Consider the following 20,341-nt stretch of genomic DNA (forward strand, 5'->3'; position numbering starts at 1 on the left):
ATGAGTGCTGAACCGCGTCCCGAGAAGCCCGCGAAGCCGGCCAGGCCGGCGGGCCGGTTCCGCCGGATGATCGAGCGGCTGTCGACCTCGCAGGAGGACCTGCACTCCGCGGAGCTGCAGGAGGACGCAGAAGCCGCGGGGTGTACGCGGATCTGCGACTGCGACGACCGCCAGATAGTCAAGGTGACCGGCACCCTCCGCACGGTCACCCTGCGGCCGCGGGCCGGAGTCCCCGCCCTGGAGGCCGAGCTGTTCGACGGCTCCGGCGCACTGGACGTGGTCTGGCTCGGGCGTCGCTCGATCGTGGGAATCGAGCCCGGGAGACGCATGATCGCCTCCGGGCGCATCTCGCTGAGTCACGGCCGTCGGGTGCTGTTCAACCCGAAGTACGAACTCCGACCGCTCGGACAGGAGCAGTAACCGGCGATGTCACTCGACAAACCGACCAACCCGGAGCCCGGCGCCGAGCCGTCCGAGGACCAGAAGGCTGTGACGCAGGCGGCGCTGTTCGACGCGTTCGGAGGTGTCCGGGGCACCATCGAGACGATGCTCCCCGGGCTGCTCTTCGTGATGATCTACACGATCAACAAGGACGTGAAGATGTCCGCCATCGCGGCGGGCGCGGTCGCCGTGCTGCTGGTGATCGTGCGGCTGCTGCGCAAGGACACGGTCAAGCACGCCTTCAGCGGCGTCTTCGGCGTGGGCGTGGGCGTGGCCTTCGCCCTCTTCACGGGCAGCGCGAAGGGCTTCTACCTGCCGGGCATGATCTACGGCGTCGGCCTGGGCGTGGCCTTCACGGTCTCGGCGCTGGTGGGCTTCCCGCTGCTGGGCGTGATCCTCGGACCGGTCTTCAAGGAGAACCTGTCCTGGCGCACCCGCAACCCCGGGCGCAAGAAGGCGTACACCAAGGCCAGCCTGGCCTGGGGGCTGATCTTCCTCGCCAAGTACGCGATCCTCTTCCCGCTGTACTGGTGGGGCGACGCGACGCAGCTGGGCTGGGTGCTGATCGCGCTGAAGCTCCCGCCGATGGTCCTCGCGGTGTACTTCACCTGGGTCTTCCTGGCGAAGGCGCCGCCGCCGATCGACGTGATCGCGGAGTGGGAGGCCAAGGAGGCCGCCGAGGAGGCCCGCAAGGCGCCGTCCCACCGGAAGGCGTGACCGGCCGGCACACGGCGAACCACGCAGGGGCGGGACCGGCCATCGGGCCGGTCCCGCCCCTGCGCCGTTCGCCGGACGACCCCGGCCGTGCGGCGGCGGGGGAGCGCGAAGGGGGCGCACCCGGCCGGGTGCGCCCCCTTCGCCCGTCGAGCCCGCCGCCGCACGGCCGAGCGCTAGCGGCGGGCCTGGAGGAGGTCCTCCAGCTGCTCCTCGCGGGCCTGGGCGGCCACGAAGAGCAGCTCGTCGCCCGGCTCCAGGGTCTCCTCGCCGTGCGGCGTCAGCACCCGGTTGCCCCGGATGATCGTGACGAGCGAGGTGTCCTCGGGCCAGCTGATCTCGCTGATCTGCGTACCCGCGACCGAGGAGTCGGGCGGCAGGGTCAGCTCGACCAGGTTGGCGTCGCCGTGGCTGAAGCGCAGCAGCCGTACCAGGTCGCCGACGCTCACGGCCTCCTCGACCAGGGCCGACATCAGGCGCGGCGTGGAGACCGCGACGTCCACGCCCCAGGACTCGTTGAAGAGCCACTCGTTCTTCGGGTTGTTGACGCGGGCCACCACCCGCGGCACCCCGTACTCGGTCTTCGCGAGCAGCGAGACGACGAGGTTGACCTTGTCGTCGCCGGTCGCAGCGATGACCACGTTGCAGCGCTGCAGCGCCGCCTCGTCCAGCGAGGTGATCTCGCAGGCGTCCGCCAGCAGCCACTCGGCCTGCGGCACCCGCTCCACCGAGATGGCGGTCGGCGCCTTGTCGACCAGGAGCACCTCGTGGCCGTTCTCCAGCAGCTCGCCCGCGATGGAGCGGCCCACCGCGCCTGCCCCGGCGATAGCGACCCTCATGCGTGTGCCTCCTCAGGCCCCTCGGCGAAAGCCGCCTCGACCTTGTCGATCTCGTCCGTGCGCATCATCACGTGGACGAGGTCGCCCTCCTGCAGCACCGTCTGCGACGTCGGCAGCATGGCCTCGCCCAGCCGGGTGAGGAACGCGACACGGACACCGGTCTCCTCCTGGATCTTGCTGACCTTGTGGCCGATCCAGGAGGGGGAGGTGTGCACCTCGGCGAGCTGCACGCCACCGCTCGGGTCCCGCCACAGCGGCTCGGCGCCCGACGGCAGCAGCCGGCGCAGCATCTGGTCGGCGGTCCACCGCACGGTGGCGACGGTGGGGATGCCCAGGCGCTGGTAGACCTCGGCGCGCTTGGGGTCGTAGATGCGCGCGGCGACGTTCTCGACGCCGAACATCTCGCGGGCCACCCGCGCGGCGATGATGTTGGAATTGTCACCACTGCTGACGGCCGCGAACGCGCCCGCGTCCTCGATTCCCGCCTCCCGCAGGGTGTCCTGGTCGAAGCCGACCCCGGTGACGCGGCGGCCGCCGAAACCGGCGCCCAGCCGGCGGAATGCGGTGGGGTCCTGGTCGACGACTGCGACCGTATGACCCTGCTGTTCCAGGGTTTGCGCGAGGGCGGAGCCCACCCTTCCGCAACCCATGATGACGATGTGCACGGCCGTCCTTCCGGCTGTCAGCGACTCGCTGGTTCCCAGCCTCATTGCATGCTCTGGTTTAACAGGGTCTCAGACCATGGCCCAAGCTACACACGGGCGGTCATGGCTGTGGCCTCTTGGGGCTTCTCGGGCCGCACCGGGACGCATCCGAGCGCGTCCGGGCCGCATCAGGGGCGCACTCGTGGTGCGGTCGTGGTGCGGTCGGGGAGGAAATGCAACGGGATTGCGGTATGAGGGGGTGGGGGGTTCGTCAGTCTGATTTCGAACGCTTACGATCCTCTGCGTGTCCAAACTGACCGACGTGCCCAAACGGATCCTGATCGGCCGGGCGCTGCACAGCGACCGCCTCGGGGAAACACTCCTTCCCAAGCGGATCGCCCTTCCCGTCTTCGCGTCCGACCCTCTCTCGTCCGTGGCCTACGCCCCGGGCGAGGTCCTGCTGGTCCTGTCGATCGCGGGGGTCGCCTCCTACCAGTACAGCCCCTGGATCGCCCTCGCGGTCGTGGTGCTGATGTTCACGGTGGTCGCCTCCTACCGGCAGAACGTGCACGCCTACCCCAGCGGCGGTGGCGACTACGAGGTGGCCAACACCAACCTCGGACCCCGGGCCGGCCTGACCGTCGCGAGTGCTCTGCTCGTCGACTACGTCCTGACCGTCGCCGTATCGATTTCCTCCGGAGTGGAGAACCTCGGCTCCGCCGTGCATTTCGTCATCGAGCACAAGGTGCTCTCGGCGATCGTCATGATCCTTCTGCTCACGCTGATGAATCTGCGCGGGGTGAAGGAGTCCGGCAAGCTGTTCGCGATCCCGACCTATGTCTTCGTCGCCGCGGTTTTCGTCATGATCGGCTGGGGTGCCTGGAAGGGCATCGTCCTCGGCGAGAGCATGTCGGCGCCGACGGCCGACTTCGAGATCGAACCGGAGCAGAAGGGCCTGGCCGGCTTCGCCATGGTCTTCCTACTGCTGCGCGCCTTCTCCTCGGGCTGTGCCGCACTGACCGGCGTCGAGGCGATCAGCAACGGCGTACCCGCCTTCCGCAAGCCCAAGAGCAAGAACGCCGCCACCACCCTCGCCCTCATGGGCGGGCTGGCCGTCACCATGTTCTGCGGGATCATCGGCCTGGCCATGGCCACCGATGTGCGGATGGCCGAGAACCCCGCCGTGGACCTGCTGCACAACGGTGTCCCGGTCGGCCCCGAGTACGTCCAGGACCCGGTGATCTCCCAGGTCGGCGAAGCCGTCTTCGGCGGCGACAGCATCCTCTTCCTCCTGCTGGCCACGGCCACCGCGCTCGTCCTCTTCCTGGCCGCGAACACCGCGTACAACGGCTTCCCGCTGCTCGGCTCGATCCTCGCGCAGGACCGCTACCTGCCGCGCCAGCTGCACACGCGCGGCGACCGGCTCGCCTTCTCCAACGGCATCGTGCTCCTCGCCGGCGCCGCCATACTGCTCGTCTGGATCTACGACGCGGACTCGACGAAGCTGATCCAGCTCTACATCGTCGGCGTGTTCGTGTCCTTCACGCTCAGCCAGATCGGCATGGTTCGGCACTGGAACCGGCACCTGAAGACGGAGCGCGACGTCGCCGCCCGCCGGCGCATGCACCGCTCCCGGGCGATCAACACCTTCGGCGCCTTCTTCACCGGCATGGTCCTGGTCATCGTCCTGGCCACCAAGTTCACCCACGGCGCCTGGGTCGCCCTGCTCGGCATGGTGATCTTCTACGGCACGATGACCGCGATCCGGAAGCACTACGACCGGGTGTCCGCCGAGATCGCCGCCGCCGAGGGCCCCAGCGACGACAGCGTGCGCCCCTCCCGGGTCCACTCGATCGTCCTGGTCTCCAAGGTGCACAAGCCCACGCTGCGCGCCCTGGCCTTCGCCAAGCTCACCCGCTCGGACACCCTGGAAGCGGTCAGCATCAGCGTCGACACGGCCGAGACCAAGGCCCTGCGCGAGGAGTGGGACCGGCGCGGGATCAACGTCCCGCTCAAGATCCTCGACTCGCCCTACCGCGAGATCACCCGCCCGGTGGTCGAGTACGTCAAGGGCCTGCGCAGCGAGAACCCGCGCGACGCGGTCAGCGTCTACATCCCCGAGTACGTCGTCGGCCGCTGGTGGGAGCACCTGCTGCACAACCAGAGCGCGCTGCGCCTCAAGGGCCGGCTGCTCTTCACCCCCGGTGTGATGGTCACCTCGGTGCCCTACCAGCTCGAATCCTCGGAGCTCGCCAAGCGGCGGGCTAAGAAGCGCCAGGACTGGAACGCACCGGGCTCGGTCCGCCGCGGTCCGGTGGACACGCCGCGGCCGCCGAAGGCGCCGACCGGCAAGGGCTGAACGGGTTGGTGAACGGCCGGACGAGATCCACGTAAACTGGTGGGTCGGTCGTCCGGCCGTTCACTTTTTTTGGTCTTTCTTAGCCTTGGAGCCTCCCCGCCATGACGGAGCAGAACGAGAAGCAGTCACTGGTCGGGGAGGAGTACGAGGTCGAAGTCGGTCCCGTCGCGCACGGCGGTCACTGCATCGCCCGGACCGCCGAGGGCCGCGTCCTGTTCGTCCGCCACACCCTGCCCGGCGAGAAGGTCGTCGCGAAGGTCACCGAGGGCGACGTCGACTCCCGCTTCCTGCGCGCCGACGCGATCACCGTGCTCGACGCCTCCAAGGACCGCGTCGAGGCCCCCTGCCCGTACGCCGGCCCCGGCAAGTGCGGCGGCTGCGACTGGCAGCACGCCAAGCCGGGCGCGCAGCGCCGGCTCAAGGGCGAGGTCGTCGCCGAGCAGCTGAAGCGGCTCGCCGGGCTCACCGCGGAGGAGGCCGGCTGGGACGGCACCGTGATGCCGGCCGAGGGCGACAAGCTGCCGGCCGGGCAGGTGCCGCAGTGGCGCACGCGCGTGCAGTACGCGGTCGACGAGGACGGCACCGTCGGCCTGCGCAAGCACCGCTCGCACGAGATCGAGCCGATCGACCACTGCATGATCGCGGCGCCGGGCGTCAGCGAGCTCGGCATCGAGAAGCAGGACTGGCCCCAGATGGCCACGGTCGAGGCCATCGCCGCGACCGGCTCCCAGGACCGCCAGGTCGTCCTCACCCCGCGCCCGGGCGGCCGCCTCCCGCTCGTCGAGCTGGACAAGCCGGTCTCCGTCCTGCGCGTGGAGGAGAAGGACGGCGGCGTCCACCGCGTCCACGGCCGCCCCTTCGTCCGGGAGCGGGCGGACGGCCGTACGTACCGCGTCGGCATGGGCGGCTTCTGGCAGGTCCACCCGCAGGCCGCGGACACCCTGATCAAGGCCGTCATGCAGGGCCTGATGCCGCGCAAGGGCGAGATGGCCCTCGACCTGTACTGCGGCGTCGGCATCTTCGCGGGAGCCCTGGCCGAGCGCCTCGGCGAGACGGGCGCCGTCCTCGGCATCGAGTCGACGAAGCGCGCGGTGGAGGACGCCCGGCACAACCTGGCGGACTTCCCCCGGGTCCGCATCGAACAGGGCAAGGTCGAGACGGTCCTCCCGAAGACCGGCATCACGGAGTGCGACCTGGTCGTCCTGGACCCCCCGCGCGCGGGCGCCGGCAAGCAGACGGTCCGCCACGTGGCCGGCCTCTCGGCCCGCCGCATCGCCTACGTGGCCTGCGACCCGGCGGCCCTGGCCCGCGACCTGGCGTACTTCGCGGAGGCGGGCTACAAGCCCCGCACCCTCCGCGTCTTCGACCTCTTCCCGATGACGCACCACGTGGAGTGCGTGGCCATCCTGGAGCCCATCGCGAAGGCGAACTGATTCGTCGCCGGGGGCGGTCGGCGCCGGAGGGTGGGCGGCGGCGGTCGGAAGGTGCGTTCGGCGTGTTCGTCTACGAAGAGTGACGGCCGTGCGGGGGACCGTGCCGTGGCTCGAGAGCGGCGTTGGGGCGGGTTGGCGCTGGTCCGTGACACTGACGGCCCTGCATCAAGGGCCCGGCTTCAGCAAGCGGTATGCATGCATAACGTCATACATCTGTCGCTGTGGGTGACTGATCGTCCACGGCAGGCGGCCCGCCTGTCCGCTCGTGCTCACAGGTGAGGAGTCACATGTCACGCAGGCACCGCCCCAGGAGGATCGCGGCGTCGCTCTCCGCGCTCGCAGCCACCGCCCTGTTCGTCGCCGCCGTTCCGGCCGCCGCCCATGACGGAGCCGGCCATCCCGATGAAGCTGCCGAAGCCGCGACCCTGGGGGCAGGGCACGCTCAGGAGCATGCCAAGATCCGCGCGGCGGCCCAGGCTCTGGGCGGGTACTCCCAGCTCGCGCGGATCGAGAGCCTCAGCGACCTGACCAGGTCCCAGGAGCTGGCGAACTCGAAGTTCCACCCCAAGGCGTACGGGCAGTTCGCGGAGTACTTCCAGTCGCCCGACTTCGCCGCCCACATCGCCATGCTGCCCACCGGCAAGGTGCTGCTGTTCTCCTTCGAGCGGGTGGAGACCGACCCCACGGAGGAGCCCGCGCCGACCAACACGCTCGGGCCGGAGAACGCCGGCCGTGCCTTCCTGTGGGATCCGGGGAAGGGGACGGGACCGGACGCGTTCACCAAGGTCACCCCGCCCGAGCTGGTCGTGCCGGATGGCACGGACGTGAAACGTCCGGCCCCGTTCTTCTGCGCCGGGCACGCCTTCCTGCCCAACGGCATGCTTGGCGTCTTCGGCGGCAACCTCGGCTACGGCGGAGGCGCCGGAGCGAAGCTGTCCCTCGTCTTCGACCCGTGGACCGAGTCGTGGGCGGTCAACAAGGACATGGCGGTGGGCCGTTGGTACCCGTCCGTCGCCACCGCCCCCGACGGGCGCCTGCTCATCATGTCCGGCCACACCGAACAGGGCTGGGGCACCTCCACCTCGGTCGTCGAGCGGTTCCCTGCCAAGAGCCACCCGGTGCCGTTCGAGAAGACGCTGATCCCGCGGGACGTTCCCACCGACACCCTTCGCGTGGACGCGCCGTTCGGCGAGGACAGCGACTACCCGCACCTGTTCACGCTGCGCGACGGCAAGGTGTACGGCCTGGGCCGCCACGCCGCTCGACAGTGGGCCTTCGACCCCGTCGCGGAGACCCGCACGGACCTTCCCGCGCGCCCGGACGGCGTTCACCGCGGCTACGGGTCGGCGGTACCGCTGCCCGCAGGCTTCCGGGGCCCGGACTCCGTACTGATCCTCGGTGGTGACCGCGACGACCCCAACACCTACCAGCTCGCAGGAGGGGTCTGGGAGAAGAAGCACCCGCGCGCCTTCGGCCGGACCCAGGACAACACCCTGATCCTCCCGGACGCGAGCCTGCTGACGGTCAACGGCGCCTACGGGATCCGGGATTACGGAAACGGCGACTACAACCCCAAATCCGATCTCAAGTACCGCCAGATCGAGACCCGCAACGCACTCGGGGAGTGGCGGCTCGGGCCCGTGCAGCGGCTGCCGCGCGGCTACCACGCCAACTCGGTCGTCCTGCCCGACGGCCGCGTCCTGGTCACCGGTGACGAACTCCAGCAGCTCGCCAACGATCCGAAGATCGACGACGAGATGAACGGCAGTATCGAGATCTTCGAGCCCGCCTACCTCCACCAGGGCGCCAGGCCCCAGCTCGACCAAGTGCCCGGCGGCCCCATCGGCTACGACTCCCGGTTCAGGGTGACGACTTCGACCCCCGGTCAGGTCAAGAAGGCCGTCCTGCTGGCACCGACCACCGCGACCCACGCGGTCAACACCAGCCAGCGCCATCTGGAACTGCGGATCGCCCACCGCCAGGGCGACGCGCTCTCGCTCCAGGCCCCGCCTTCCGCCAACGACGCCCCGCCCGGCCATTACATGCTCTTCCTGCTGGATGAGAGGGGGGTGCCGAGCACAGCCAAGTTCGTGTCCCTGCGCTGAACCGACCGAACGGCGGCGAAGCCGAAGCGAAGGCCCTGCTCTGGATTCCGGATCCCCAGGACTCCGGGTCGGGCCCTCGGGCAGCGCGAAGCCCGCGATCGCGACGGGTACGCGGTCTGCCGGTTTGGTTGCTTTGCGTCCTATGATCGCCACTCCGTGTACGAGGGGGGCTGGGCATGGGGGCTGGGGCATCGCAGGAGGCGCGGCGGCAGGAGCGGTTACTGCGGGAGCAGTGGGAGGCCGCCCGGCGGCAGGTGCGGTGGTCGGGGGCGGGCGGGGAGGGGGAGCGGCGGGTCCTCGCGCAGCTGCTCGTGCTGACCGCGCGCGGGTGGCGGTTGCTCGTGGGACGTGCGGACCTGGTGTTGGTGGGGCCCGGCGGGGTCTTCGTCGTCCGCGTCGACGACCGGACGAAGGACGGTGCGCCGCAGGAGGAGGGCGCGGCCGGGCTGCTCGCCGCGACGAAGGTCGCCGAGAGCGCCGCCGCGTCGCTCGGGATGTCGCCGGTGGCGGTGCAGCCGGTCATGGTGCTGGCCGGGCAGAGCCTCGACCGCGGGCTCGGGCGGATACGGCTGCTGGGCGAGCAGCAGGTCGGGCCCGTGCTGCTGGCGCAGCCGCGGCGGCTGCGGGCGGAGTCCGTCCGGGCGATCGCGGACCACCTCGAGAGGGTCCTCCCCGGCTGCGAAGGGCTCGCGCTCGAACAGGGCGTGGTACCGGACAGCGGCCGACAGGCGCCCCCCGACGGGCTGTTCGATGTGGACGGGCTGCGCGAGGCGGCCCTGGAGGGCGCGCGCCGCGCGCCGATCGAGCAGTGGATGACCTTCCTCCACCCGGACCAGGTGGCGCTCGTACGCCGCAACTGGTCCGGCCCGGCGCGCATCAGCGGACCGGCGGGGACCGGCAAGACCGTCGTCGCCCTGCACCGCGCCGCCCATCTGGCCCGGCGTACGACGGGCCGCATCCTGTACGTCACCTTCGCCAACAACCTGCCCCGCGTGCAGAGCACCTTCCTGAGGACCATGGCCCCCGCCGTCGCCGACCGGGTGGACTTCCGCAGCCTGCACTCATGGGCCCAGGAGTTCCTGCAGGAGCGCGGCGTACCGGTGCGGTTGAACGGGGACAAGGCCGAGACCGCCTTCAGCCTGGCGTGGAAGGACCACGGCCGCGAGAGCCGGCTGGCCCAGATCGACCCGGGCCCGGCGTACTGGCGGGAGGAGATCGACTACGTCATCAAGGGGCGCGGCATCACGCGCTTCGAGGAGTACGCGGTCGTCGTCAGGAAGCGGCGCAGGGCGGGCCTTCACCGTACGCAGCGGCAGTCGGTGTGGGAGCTGTACGAGGAGTACGAGGCGCGGCGCCGCGAGCGCGGCGTCCATGACTTCAACGACGTGCTCTCGCTCGCCCTCGACGAGGTGTCCAAGGACAGGGGCGGGCTTCCGTACGCGGCCGTCATCGTGGACGAGGTCCAGGACCTCACACTCGTCGGGGTGCGCCTGCTGCACGCGCTCGTCGGCGACGCGCTCAACGGCCTGCTGCTCGTCGGCGACGGCCAGCAGACCGTGTACCCGGGCGGCTTCCGCCTCACCGACGCCGGCATCGACATCCGCGGTGACCGCGGGCAGGTGCTGCGCACCAACTACCGCAACAGCAGGCAGATCCTTGACGCCGCCCTCGCGGTCGTGGCCGACGACGCCTTCGAGGACATCGACGGGGAACCCACGCCGGGCCGCCGCGATGTCGACCTCACCTACCACGACGGGAACGTCGTGCGGGTCGCCGAGCCCACGGTGGAGGCCCACGACCGGGAGCTGGTGGGTGCTTTGAAGGCCCTGCCCGACGGTGCGCTCGCCGACACCGCCCTGCTGTGCGCCTCCAAGCGGGCCCTCGGCCACTACCAGCGGCTGCTGGCCCGGGCCGAGATCCCGGTGTGCCAGCTGGAGCAGTACGACGGCCATCCCGTCGACGCCGTCAAGCTGGGCACCTACCGACGGGCGAAGGGGCTGGAGTTCAAGAACGTGTTGCTGCCCCGGTACGACGCCGAGTCCGCGGCCGGGGCGCCGGGTACGGACACGGCGCGGGAGCGTGCGGAGCTCCGGCGCGGCCAGCTCTTCGTGGCCATGACCCGGGCACGGGACCTGCTGTGGCTCGGCAGCGTCGCCGCCCCGCCGGCGCGGTGATCCCCGTGTGATCGTTCCGGCGCCGCGGGGAGGCGGCGGCGGGCATTCTTGGACCGTGCCCACTACCTCTCAACTCCCCTCGCCCGAAGGTCGGATGGTCGTCTGCGGAGACGACGGGCTGGCCCGGCGGCTGGCCTCCGAGCTCCAGGACGTGTACCGGGAGCGCGTGACGCTCGTGGTTCCCACCGCCCGGGCCCCGCAGCCCGTCGTGGGCCGCCGGGCCGTGGCACGTCTCGGGCTGTCGGCCCGGCTGCCCGTGGGCCGGCAGCCGCGCGGCGTTGACGAGCGGGCCCTGCGGGTGGTGGAGGCGGCGGAGCCGGAGGAGGAGGTCCTGGTCGGAGCCGGTGTCCCGGGTGCTGCCGCACTGGCCCTGGTGTACGAGGACGACGAGACGAACCTGCGGGCCGCGCTGGTGGCCCGCAGGCTCAACCCCCGTCTCCGGCTGGTGATCCGGCTCTACAACCGCCGGCTGGGCCAGCACCTGGAGGCACTCCTCGACCAGGCGGCCGTCGTCGCCGAGCCGGGTGCGGACCTGCGGGAGCTGGACGCGTCCACCACGGTCCTGTCCGACGCGGACACGGCCGCGCCCGCTCTCGCCGCGTCGGCCGTCGCGGGGACCAGCAAGATCGTCCAGGCGGACGGGCTGCTGCTGCGCGCGGTCGAGCGCACCCCTCCGGGGCGCGGCCGCGTCGCCGAACCCGGACTGTGCACCCTGGCGCTGCTGTCGGCCACCACCGGCGACCCGGCCGGCACGGAGGGCTCCGAGCGGAGCGGGGACCGCGGGCCGCAACTCCTCCCCGACGACAGGTCGGTCGCCGCCGCGACCGGCCGGGGCATCGTGGCGCTGGAGGCGGTCTCCCGCGCGGGCCCCACGGCACCCCTGCGGCGGGGTGCCGCCACGCTGCCGGTCGCCTCGCTGTTCTCGCGCCGGCTGCGCTGGTCGCTCACCGGCATCGTCGCGGTCGTGGCCGCCCTGGCGGTGGCGTCCTGGCTGACCACCGGGGACCATCCGCTGCACGCCGCGTACATCACCCTGCTCGACATCTTCGCGATCAACGACCCGGCCGTGACGGAGCCGCCCGAGCGGAAGGTGCTGCAGATCCTGGCAGGGTTCGTCGGACTGCTCCTGCTGCCGGTGCTCGTGGCCGCGGCCCTGGAGGGGCTGGGCGCGTTCCGGACCGCGTCGGCGCTGCGCCGGGTGCCCCGCGCTCTGTCCGGGCACGTGGTGCTGCTCGGACTGGGCAAGATCGGGACCAGGGTGCTGGCCAGGCTGCGGGAGATGGAGGTCCCCGTCGTCTGCGTGGAGTCCGACCCCGAGGCCCGCGGGGTCGCGCTGGCCCGCAGGCTGCGCGTTCCCGTCGTCCTCGGCGACGCCACGCAGGAAGGGGTGCTGGAGTCGGCCCGCGTCCACCGGGCGGACGTCCTGCTGGCGCTGACCAGTTCGGACACCACCAACCTGGAGTCCACCCTGTACGCGAGGGCGGTCCGGTCGGACCTGCGGGTCGTGATGAGGCTGTACGAGGACGACTTCGCGACCGCCGTCTACCGAACCCTGCGCACCGCGCACCCCGACGCCCTGACGCGCAGCCGCAGCGTCACGCACCTGTCGGCCCCGGCCTTCGCGAGCGCGATGATGGGCCGTCGGATCCTCGGGGCCGTACCGGTGGAGCGGCGCGTGCTGCTCTTCGCCGCCCTGGAGGTGGCCGGGCACCCGCAGCTGGAGGGGCGGACCGTCGCCGAATCGTTCCGCCCCGGGGCCTGGCGGGTGATCGCGCTCGACACCAGTGCTCCGGAGGACCGCCGCCCCGATCTGTCCGCCGCCGCACCCGAGGGCGAACCGGCCCCTGCCGCCGGGCTGGTCTGGGAGTTGCACCCCGGGTACGTCCTGCAGGCCCGGGACCGGGTCGTGCTGGCCGCCACCCGTCGCGGGCTGGCCGAGCTCCTCGGCCGTCACGCCGCCACCGCACCCGGCCCCTGAGACGCCGGCTGCCGTCCCGCAGCGGGTGCCTTCGCACCCCTCCGTGCCGTGTCACCCTGGAGTCCTGTCGACGACGCGGGATCGGACCGCGTGACTTCGGATCGGGGGAGGACGGTGGCTGACCTGCGGGCGGTCGAGGAGTTCGTGGAGGACTACCGGCGGATGCTGGGCGACGCGGGTGCGACGGGCCGCCGTCTCACGCGCGACGAGCTGGAGGCCCGCCGGCGGGAGGGCGAACGGGCGGCCGAGGCCGGTGCCCGGCTGCGCCTCCTGATACGGGCCCATCTCGCCGCGTCGCACGAGACGCAGGCGCAGTCGCCGCCGGCCGCCGCGGTGCGCATGTTCGCCGTCGCGGAACAGGCGGTCGACGCCTTCGTCGAGGGCTACGAACGGGCGCAGAGCAACGCCGTGCGCCAGGAGGAGGCGGCGCGGCGGGAGTTCATCGACGACCTCCTGTACGGGCGCAGCGATCTCGGCAAGCTGGCGGAGCGGGCCGCACGCTTCGGGCTGCGGCTGTCGCAGGCGCACGCGGTGGCCGTCGCCGAGGGGCGGGAGCCCTATGGCGACGGGTACCCCGTCGCCCGGGGCATCGAGGAAGCGGTGCTCGCACGGTTCGGGAACCGGCACATCCTGGTGGCCACCAAGCAGGGCCGGCTGGTCTGCGTGGCCTCCGGCGACCAGCCGGAGGTCCTCACCTACTTCGCCAAGCGGGCGTACGCGGCGACCGACGGCGGCCGGGTCGGCATCGGCCGCCCCCATCCGGGACCGGGCGGGGTGGTCCACAGCTACGAGGAGGCGCTGGGCGCCCTCGACCTCGGCGGGCGGATGGCACTGGACGGCCCGGTGCTGCACGCGGCGGACCTGCTGGTCTATCCGGTCCTGGGCCGCGACCGACAGGCCATGGAGGACCTGGTGGAGAGCACGCTCGGCCCGCTGTGCCAGGCGCGCGGCGGAGCGGGGCCGCTGCTCGACACCCTCCACGCCTACTTCGACACCGGCTGCGTGGCCACCGAGGCTGCCCGGCTGCTGTCCCTCAGCGTGCGGGCGCTGACGTACCGCCTCCAGCGCATCCACGTCCTCACCCGGCACGACCCGGCCGACCCGCGGCACCGCTACACCCTGCAGACCGCGGCGATCGGGGCGCGCCTCCTCGGCTGGCCCGACGGCTCCTCAAGCTGAGACCCGGCGTCCGACAGGTCCGGCGTCCGGCAGGTCCGGCGTCCGGCGCAGCGCACCGCGGCGTGCGTCAAAGACGCGTAAAGATTGCCGACGGCAGGCAATGTGCGTCCGTGTGGTTGCCGGGCAATCTGTCGGTGTCCGGCGGAAACGGTGGCCAGACGGGGGAGGTGTCCGATGGGCTGGTTTCTGGGGCTCGGCATGGGCGGGATCGTGGTGCTGGCCACCGCGCTGGTGTTCGACGGAGTGCTGGAGGGAGTGTTCCACGGCGCTCTGGGCGGACTGTTCGACGGGTGGCTGTCGCTTCCGGTGGTCGCGGGCTTCGTATCGATGCTCGGTTTCACGGGGGCGATCGTGCTCGGGTCCACGGGACTCGGGCCCGGAGCGGCGGCTGCCGCGGGGGCCGTGGCGGGAGCGGCAGCGGCCTGGGCGACGTACCGCCTGGGCCGGGCCCTGCTCCGTGACGGCAGCGGGCGTGCCCCGCAGCGGGCGGACCTGGTCGGCGTCGCCGGTCGCGTGGTCACCGCCATTCCGCACGGCGGCTACGGCGAGGTGCTGCTGTCGCTGGCCGGGCAGCCGGTCAAGTACGCCGCGACCGCCGACGCCCCGGTGGAGCGCGGGGCCGAGATCTGGGTGACGGCGACCCCGTCGGACACCTCGGTCGCCGTCCGCGCCATCGAGCGCTGACGCATCGCTTCATCCGCTTCGTGCCCATCACCGATCTGCCCCTTCGTGGAGGCAGGGGGGAACCATCATGAGTCCAGTCGCCGCAGCAGCCATCGGGATCGTCGTACTCCTGGTCCTGCTGGCCCTCGTCGTCGTCACCCGGTACAAGGTCGCCGGTCCCAGCGAGGCGTTCATCATCACGGGCCGCCGCGGGAAGCGGTCCACCGACCCGGCCACCGGGCAGGTCTTCACCGACAACAGCGGCCAGAAGGTCGTTGTCGGCGGCGGCGTGTTCGTCGTCCCCTTCGTCCAGCAGCGGTACAGCCTGGACCTGTCCAGCCGGCACATCCCCGTCGCGGTGCGGGGCGCGGTCACCCTGCGCGGCATCAAGGCCAACCTCGAAGGGGTGGCCATCGTCAAGGTCGGCGGGACCGAGGACGCCATCAGGGCCGCCGCCCAGCGCTTCCTGCGCCAGCAGGACGGGATCGTCGGCTTCACCCAGGAAGTGCTCTCCGGCGCGCTGCGGGCGATCGTCGGCCGGATGTCGGTGGAGGACGTCATCCGCGACCGGGCCGCGTTCGCCGGACAGGTCGCGGAGGAGGCGGAGGCCAGCCTCTCCGGGCAGGGCTTGGTCCTGGACGCCTTCCAGATCCAGGACATCACCACCGAGGGCTCCTACCTGGAGGACCTGGGCCGTCCCGAGGCCGCCCGGGCCCGGCAGGAGGCCGACATCGCGGAGGCCAACGCCCGGCGGGCCGCGGAACAGGCCCGGCTGAAGGCGGAGGAGGAGATCGCGCTCGCGCAGCGCACGCTCTACCTGCGCCAGGCGGAGATCAAGGCCGAGACCGACGCGGCCGCGGCCCGGGCGAGCGCGGCCGGTCCGCTCGCCGACGCCGACCGGCAGCAGCAGATCCTCACCGAGCAGGAGAAGGTGGCCGAGCGGCAGGCCGCGCTGACCGACCGTCAGCTCGACACGCAGGTACGCAAGCCCGCCGACGCCAGGCGGTACGAGGCCGAACAGCAGGCGGAGGCCCAGCGCACCGCCCGGGTCAAGCAGGCGGAGGGCGAGCGCCTGGCCGGGATCGCGGCCGCCGAGGCGGAGGCGGAGCGCGCCCGCCTGACCGGTCAGGGCGAGAAGCAGCGCCGCCAGGCGCTGGCGGAGGCGGAGGCCATCGAAGGCGCCAAGCGCGGCGAGGCCGAGCGGGCGCGCCGCGCCGCCATCGCCGACGCCGTCCGCCTGGAGGGCGACGCCGAGGCTGCCGCCATCGCCGCCAGGGGCGCGGCCGAGGCCGACGCGATGGAGAAGCGGGCCGACGCCTTCGAGAAGTACGGGGAGGCGGCCATGCTCCAGATGATGGTGGAGGCCCTGCCGCAGATCGTCGCCAAGGCCGCCGAACCGCTGGGCGCGATCGACAGGATGACCGTGATCTCCACCGACGGCGCTTCCAAGCTTTCCCGCACGGTCACGGACAACGTGGCCCAGGGGGTCGAGCTGCTGGGCTCCGCCACCGGGATCGACCTCGGAGCGATGCTCCGCAGCCTGGCCGCGGACAAGGCCGGGAAGGCGGGCGAGACGGGGACGGCGCGCGAGGCGGGAACGGTCCCGGTCACCGTGAACGGCGCGATCCCCATCACCGACTGACCACTACGGACCGGCTGCCGCGGCCGTACCGGACCTCCGGTACGGCCGCGGCGGCGACGTTCGGACCCGGAGTCGCTAGGCCGTCTCTTCCGGATCTTGCCGGGCCCGCGCCGCCCGGCACCGCACCCGGCCGCGTTGTCGGAGCGCCCGAGTACGTCCGGTACACGGGCGCCCCTCCGCCTTGCCGGCCACGGCACCGGACGACGCGGGCCCGACCGACAAGATCCGAAAGAGACGACCTAGGAGGCGCCGAGCAGGGTGAGGGCTTCGGCCGTCGGGGTGCCGGGGGCGGCCTCGTAGACGATGAGCTGCTGGCCCGGGGCGGCGCGGACGTCGAAGGACTGGTAGGTCAGGGTCAGGGGGCCGGCCACCGGGTGGTGGAGGTGCTTCGCGTCCCGGGTCTTGGCCAGGACGTCGTGGGTGGTCCACAGGCGGGCGAAGTCGGGGCTGTGCGCGGTGAGGGTACGGACGAGGTCGCGCAGGCGGGGGTCGTCCGGGGTGATGCCGCAGGCCTCGCGGAGGTGGCCGGCCGTGGCCCGGGACGTGGCGGCCCAGTCCGCGTAGAAGCGGCGGCCCGCCGGATCGAGGAAGACCATGCGGGCCAGGTTGTCCGCCGGGGCGAACGGCGCATGCAGGGCCCGGGCGCAGTCGTTGGCCGCCAGGACGTCCAGGGCGGCGTTGACGACGAACGCCGGCGAGCCGGGGAAGCCGTCGAGGAGTCGGCGCAGGGCCGGTTCGACCAGGTCGGTGGGCGGGCGGTCGGCCGGCGGCGAGCCGGCCAGGCGGTGCAGGTGGGCGTGGGCGTCGGGGTGCAGCCGCAGGGCGCGGGCGAGCGCGTCGAGGACCTGCGGGGAGGGGTGGCGCTCGCGGCCCTGCTCCAGGCGGGCGTAGTAGTCCACGTTGACGTCGGCCAGGACGGCGACCTCCTCGCGGCGCAGGCCGGCGACCCTGCGCACGCCGTGGCTCGCCATGCCGATGTCCTGCGGCCGCAGGGCCGCCCTGCGCGCGTGGAGGAACTCTCCGAGGGCCCGGTCCGTCGTGGTCGTGGTCATGGCCACAGGTTAGGCCGCCGGGGGTGGGCCGTGCCTGGGTGTGCCGCACCCGGGCAACTCGCGTCCTGGTCGGCCCTCTTCGGCTCGCGAAGACTCGGCCGGGCAGGACGGACCTGCACCCGTGGTCGAGGAGTAGGGCAGGCATGAGCAACGAACCCAAGGTCGTGGCAGTCACCGGAGCGAGCAGCGGGATCGGGGAGGCGGCCGCCCGGCGGCTCGCCGCCGACGGGCACCGCGTGTTCCTCGGGGCGCGGCGTGTCGAGCGGCTGGAGGCGCTGAGCGAGGAGATCGGCGCGGCGGGCGGGACGGCGGCGTTCCGGCGGCTGGACGTGACGGACGCCGGGGACGTACGCGGCTTCGTGGCCGCGGCGGGCGAGCGGTACGGGCGGGTGGACGTGGTGGTCAACAACGCCGGGGTGATGCCGCTGTCGCCACTGGACGCGCTGGAGGTCGAGGAGTGGGACCGGATGATCGACGTGAACGTACGGGGAGTGCTGTACGGGATCGCCGCCGCGCTGCCCGTGATGCGCGCCCAGGGCACCGGGCACATCGTGAACATCGCCTCCGTGGGCGCCTATGAGGTCTCGCCCACCGCGGCCGTGTACTGCGCCACCAAGTTCGCCGTACGGGCGATCTCCGAAGGGCTGCGGCAGGAGTCCGGCGGGGGCGTCCGGGTCACCCTGGTCTCCCCGGGGGTGACCGAGTCCGAACTCGCCGACGGCATCTGCGATCCTGCGGCGAGGGAGGCCATGAAGGCCTACCGAGCGGTGGCGCTGCCGGCCTCCGCCGTCGCGGACGCCATTGCGTACGCGGTGTCCCAGCCGCCGGAGGTCGATGTCAACGAGCTCGTCGTGCGGCCTGTCGCGAGCGCCCGATGACCGCCCCGGGCGACTGCGGAGGCCTGGTCCGGCGGCTGCGGGTGCTGGAGGACAAGGAAGCACTGCGCGGGCTGCTGGTCCGGGGGTGGCGGGCGCTGGACCGCAAGGACTGGCGTACCTGGATCGCGTGCTGGGCCGAGGACGCGGTGCTGGAGTTCGGGCCGTGGGGCGAGATACGCGGCAGGGAGGCGATCCGGGCGAAGGTGGAGGAGGCCGAGGCGCCCTTCCCGAGCATGCAGCACCACATCCTCAACACGCACTTCGAGGTGGACGGGGACCGGGCGACCGGCATCGGCTACATGTGGTTCGTCGCCGTCACGGGCGAGGCGACGAGGTCCGCGCCGTACTCCATGGGAGGCCCGTACGACTGGGAGTTCCGCAGGAGCGGCGACGGCGGCTGGCGCCTGACCCGCCAGCGGCTCGGCGTCCGGTGGACCGCGGGGGAGGACTCCGGCCCGGAGGCCTTCCGGTAGGCCGGGCGTGTCGATCTTGTGGCTCGCGCGGGCCCGACAATGGTTTCCCCAGCACGAGAGAACAGGGACCCTTTGATGCAGTCGTACTCGTACCCGCCCGCCGACGACCCGCTGTTCGGGACGGTCACCGTCGAACTCGACCATGGTGCGGGCACCCTCGTCGTGCACGGCGAAGGTGTTCCGCGGGTCGAGATGAGGCGTACGGGCGACGCGGCGGCGGAGAGCCATGTGCCGATCGGGACCCGGGACCCCGAGCACCTGACGATGCGCGTCGGCGGCTCGGAGGTGGAGCTGCGGCCCTCCAAGGGGTTCCTGACCCGCACGTCCTACCGGGTCGACGTCGGCGACCACCGGTTCGTTCCCGTCTCGCTCGACGGCAGCCGGCTGTCGCGCGGCGGCGTGGAACTCGGGGTGTTCGTCTCGACCGGGGACGGGCGGGTGGCCGCCGAGTGGGGGGACCGGCAGCCGGAGGGGTACGACGCCGCCGTCGGGTACGCGCTCGCCGCGGCGTTCGGGACCGGCGCCGAGCCGGCGTGGAAGCTCACCCTGGACGCCCTGCTGGAGGCCATGCCCTGAAACCGGAAATTGGCCACCTGTTCACCCGCTCCTATTGAGTGTGGCGGCGGCCTGGATATCGTGGCTCGAGGTATCCGTGAACCGACTCCGCATCGAGGGAAACCATGAGCCAATCAGGGCGAACGGCAAGGCCGCGGCATTATCTGATGTGTCGTCCGCATTACTTCGACGTACGGTATTCGATCAATCCGTGGATGGATCCGATGAAGCCCACGGTGACGGAAACCAGCCTTTCCCAGTGGAAGCGGCTGCACGACCTGTTCGTCGAGCTCGGGCACCGGATCGACCTCATCGAGCCGGTGCCCGACCTGCCGGACATGGTGTTCGCGGCCAACGGGGCCACCGTGCTGGACGGGCGGGTGCTGGTCGCCCGCTTCCGGCACGACTACCGGGCCGGCGAGTCCCCGGCGTACCTGGACTGGTTCGCGGAGCGGGGGTGGGGCGAGGTCCGGCAGGCGGAGTACGTGAACGAGGGCGAGGGCGACTTCCTGCTCGTCGGCGACACCCTCCTGGCGGGCAGCGGGTTCCGCAGCGACCCGCGCTCGCAGCAGGAGGCGCAGGAGTTCTTCGGGCGGCAGGTCCTCGGGCTGACGCTGGTCGACCCGCGTTTCTACCACCTCGACACCGCGCTCTCGGTCCTCGACCGCGACGAGGTCATGTACTACCCGGCGGCCTTCTCCCCGGAGAGCCGCGAGGTGCTCGCCGACCGGTTCCCCGACGCGGTGCTGGCCGAGGAGGCCGACGCGGTGGCGTTCGGGCTGAACGCCGTGTCCGACGGCCTGCACGTGGTGCTGCCCGAGCAGGCGCGGGGGCTGGCGGCGCAGCTCGCCGAGCGCGGGTTCGAGCCGATCGGTGTCGACCTGTCCGAACTGCTCAAGGCCGGCGGCAGCGCCAAGTGCTGCACGTTGGAACTGCGTCGGGCGCCAGCCGCCGACTGACGCGGCCGGCCCGATCCGCCGCCCGCGCCCATGGTTCGTACGGGTATTTCCGCAGTGCCGCAATTCTCCGTGGACCGCCGCGGGGTCGTCCTGTCGACAGGACGACCCCGCGGTCGTATATGGGGGTGCCGTGAATTCTTATGCGCCTCTCCGGATAATTCAAATGGGCGCCTCCGTGGAATTCGCGACTCCCGCGGCGGCGCCACGGGCGCCGATCCCGAGGGTGGATCCCGCGGGTCCGATCCCGAGGGGC

At 72.1% G+C, this 20,341-nt stretch carries 17 protein-coding genes; 14 read left to right on the plus strand and 3 right to left on the minus strand.

From position 1 onward, the window contains the following. Both E6U81_RS08350 and E6U81_RS08355 read left to right on the plus strand, forming a co-directional pair. On the plus strand, nt 1-420 hold the full coding sequence (locus E6U81_RS08350) for an OB-fold nucleic acid binding domain-containing protein (protein WP_136229447.1): 420 nt from the start codon (nt 1-3) through the stop codon (nt 418-420). Between the two features lie 6 nt (nt 421-426). After that, nucleotides 427-1,158 (plus strand): DUF3159 domain-containing protein, encoded by a 732-nt coding sequence (locus E6U81_RS08355; protein WP_136229448.1) that lies wholly within the window; start codon nt 427-429, stop codon nt 1,156-1,158. A 173-nt stretch (nt 1,159-1,331) separates the two neighbouring features. On the opposite strand, the gene E6U81_RS08360 is transcribed toward E6U81_RS08355, so the two are convergent. Both E6U81_RS08360 and E6U81_RS08365 read right to left on the minus strand, forming a co-directional pair. After that, a complete protein-coding gene (locus E6U81_RS08360; RefSeq protein WP_030766264.1) occupies nt 1,332-1,994 on the minus strand; it encodes a TrkA family potassium uptake protein in 663 nt (220 codons plus the stop codon). Next, entirely contained in the window at nt 1,991-2,659 is a 669-nt protein-coding gene (locus tag E6U81_RS08365) for a TrkA family potassium uptake protein (RefSeq protein ID WP_136229449.1), read from the minus strand. The genes E6U81_RS08360 and E6U81_RS08365 overlap by 4 nt, the downstream gene beginning before the upstream one ends. A 283-nt stretch (nt 2,660-2,942) precedes the next feature. Here E6U81_RS08365 and E6U81_RS08370 point away from each other — a divergent pair, with 283 nt between their 5' ends. From E6U81_RS08370 to E6U81_RS08405, 8 genes are all read left to right on the plus strand, one after another. After that, entirely contained in the window at nt 2,943-4,997 is a 2,055-nt protein-coding gene (locus E6U81_RS08370; protein ID WP_136229450.1) for an APC family permease, read from the plus strand. A 101-nt stretch (nt 4,998-5,098) separates the two neighbouring features. Continuing rightward, nucleotides 5,099-6,430: a TRAM domain-containing protein gene (locus E6U81_RS08375; RefSeq protein ID WP_136229451.1), complete on the plus strand. Its 1,332-nt coding sequence runs from the start codon at nt 5,099-5,101 to the stop codon at nt 6,428-6,430. A gap of 287 nt (nt 6,431-6,717) precedes the next feature. After that, nucleotides 6,718-8,535, plus strand: a complete 1,818-nt coding sequence (locus tag E6U81_RS08380) for a glyoxal oxidase (protein WP_136229452.1) — start codon at nt 6,718-6,720, stop codon at nt 8,533-8,535. Nucleotides 8,536-8,711: 176 nt separating this feature from the next. Then, entirely contained in the window at nt 8,712-10,709 is a 1,998-nt protein-coding gene (locus tag E6U81_RS08385) for a UvrD-helicase domain-containing protein (protein ID WP_136229453.1), read from the plus strand. Nucleotides 10,710-10,803: 94 nt separating this feature from the next. Then, on the plus strand, nt 10,804-12,687 hold the full coding sequence (locus tag E6U81_RS08390; protein WP_136229610.1) for an NAD(P)-binding protein: 1,884 nt from the start codon (nt 10,804-10,806) through the stop codon (nt 12,685-12,687). Between the two features lie 162 nt (nt 12,688-12,849). Next, the gene (locus E6U81_RS08395) at nt 12,850-13,866 is read left to right on the plus strand and encodes a helix-turn-helix domain-containing protein (protein WP_136229611.1); all 1,017 of its coding nucleotides are present in this window, start codon (nt 12,850-12,852) and stop codon (nt 13,864-13,866) included. A 174-nt stretch (nt 13,867-14,040) separates the two neighbouring features. After that, nucleotides 14,041-14,550, plus strand: a complete 510-nt coding sequence (locus E6U81_RS08400; RefSeq protein ID WP_136229454.1) for a hypothetical protein — start codon at nt 14,041-14,043, stop codon at nt 14,548-14,550. Nucleotides 14,551-14,617: 67 nt separating this feature from the next. Next, nucleotides 14,618-16,171, plus strand: coding sequence for a flotillin family protein (locus E6U81_RS08405; protein ID WP_136229455.1), 1,554 nt, complete (start codon nt 14,618-14,620; stop codon nt 16,169-16,171). A gap of 239 nt (nt 16,172-16,410) precedes the next feature. Here E6U81_RS08405 and E6U81_RS08410 read toward each other — a convergent pair whose 3' ends face one another. Beyond that, complete coding sequence (locus E6U81_RS08410) at nt 16,411-17,223, minus strand: helix-turn-helix transcriptional regulator (protein ID WP_136229456.1); 813 nt, start codon at nt 17,221-17,223, stop codon at nt 16,411-16,413. A gap of 143 nt (nt 17,224-17,366) precedes the next feature. On the opposite strand from E6U81_RS08410, the gene E6U81_RS08415 reads away from it, so the two are divergent. The 4 genes from E6U81_RS08415 to ddaH all read left to right on the plus strand — a co-directional run bounded on the left by E6U81_RS08415 (nt 17,367) and on the right by ddaH (nt 20,088). Then, nucleotides 17,367-18,101 (plus strand): SDR family oxidoreductase, encoded by a 735-nt coding sequence (locus tag E6U81_RS08415; protein ID WP_136229457.1) that lies wholly within the window; start codon nt 17,367-17,369, stop codon nt 18,099-18,101. Continuing rightward, nucleotides 18,098-18,574, plus strand: coding sequence for a nuclear transport factor 2 family protein (locus E6U81_RS08420; RefSeq protein ID WP_136229458.1), 477 nt, complete (start codon nt 18,098-18,100; stop codon nt 18,572-18,574). Before E6U81_RS08415 ends, E6U81_RS08420 begins: the two co-directional genes overlap by 4 nt. A gap of 75 nt (nt 18,575-18,649) precedes the next feature. Further along, nucleotides 18,650-19,150, plus strand: coding sequence for a hypothetical protein (locus E6U81_RS08425; protein ID WP_136229459.1), 501 nt, complete (start codon nt 18,650-18,652; stop codon nt 19,148-19,150). Nucleotides 19,151-19,254: 104 nt separating this feature from the next. Further along, nucleotides 19,255-20,088, plus strand: coding sequence for a dimethylargininase (gene ddaH / locus E6U81_RS08430; protein WP_206309879.1), 834 nt, complete (start codon nt 19,255-19,257; stop codon nt 20,086-20,088). Nucleotides 20,089-20,341: the final 253 nt, after the last annotated feature.

Origin of the sequence: Streptomyces sp. A0592 (genome assembly GCF_004795115.1) — a bacterium.
Lineage (GTDB): Bacteria > Actinomycetota > Actinomycetes > Streptomycetales > Streptomycetaceae > Streptomyces > Streptomyces erythrochromogenes.

Coding starts and splice junctions, on each gene's coding strand:
- E6U81_RS08350 (WP_136229447.1), top strand. CDS start 1: ATGAGTGCTGAACCGCGTCCCGAGAAGCCCGCGAAGCCGGCCAGGCCG.
- E6U81_RS08355 (WP_136229448.1), top strand. CDS start 427: ATGTCACTCGACAAACCGACCAACCCGGAGCCCGGCGCCGAGCCGTCC.
- E6U81_RS08360 (WP_030766264.1), bottom strand. CDS start 1,994: ATGAGGGTCGCTATCGCCGGGGCAGGCGCGGTGGGCCGCTCCATCGCG.
- E6U81_RS08375 (WP_136229451.1), top strand. CDS start 5,099: ATGACGGAGCAGAACGAGAAGCAGTCACTGGTCGGGGAGGAGTACGAG.
- E6U81_RS08380 (WP_136229452.1), top strand. CDS start 6,718: ATGTCACGCAGGCACCGCCCCAGGAGGATCGCGGCGTCGCTCTCCGCG.
- E6U81_RS08385 (WP_136229453.1), top strand. CDS start 8,712: ATGGGGGCTGGGGCATCGCAGGAGGCGCGGCGGCAGGAGCGGTTACTG.
- E6U81_RS08390 (WP_136229610.1), top strand. CDS start 10,804: ATGGTCGTCTGCGGAGACGACGGGCTGGCCCGGCGGCTGGCCTCCGAG.
- E6U81_RS08395 (WP_136229611.1), top strand. CDS start 12,850: ATGCTGGGCGACGCGGGTGCGACGGGCCGCCGTCTCACGCGCGACGAG.
- E6U81_RS08400 (WP_136229454.1), top strand. CDS start 14,041: ATGGGCTGGTTTCTGGGGCTCGGCATGGGCGGGATCGTGGTGCTGGCC.
- E6U81_RS08405 (WP_136229455.1), top strand. CDS start 14,618: ATGAGTCCAGTCGCCGCAGCAGCCATCGGGATCGTCGTACTCCTGGTC.
- E6U81_RS08410 (WP_136229456.1), bottom strand. CDS start 17,223: ATGACCACGACCACGACGGACCGGGCCCTCGGAGAGTTCCTCCACGCG.
- E6U81_RS08415 (WP_136229457.1), top strand. CDS start 17,367: ATGAGCAACGAACCCAAGGTCGTGGCAGTCACCGGAGCGAGCAGCGGG.
- E6U81_RS08420 (WP_136229458.1), top strand. CDS start 18,098: ATGACCGCCCCGGGCGACTGCGGAGGCCTGGTCCGGCGGCTGCGGGTG.
- E6U81_RS08425 (WP_136229459.1), top strand. CDS start 18,650: ATGCAGTCGTACTCGTACCCGCCCGCCGACGACCCGCTGTTCGGGACG.
- ddaH (WP_206309879.1), top strand. CDS start 19,255: ATGAGCCAATCAGGGCGAACGGCAAGGCCGCGGCATTATCTGATGTGT.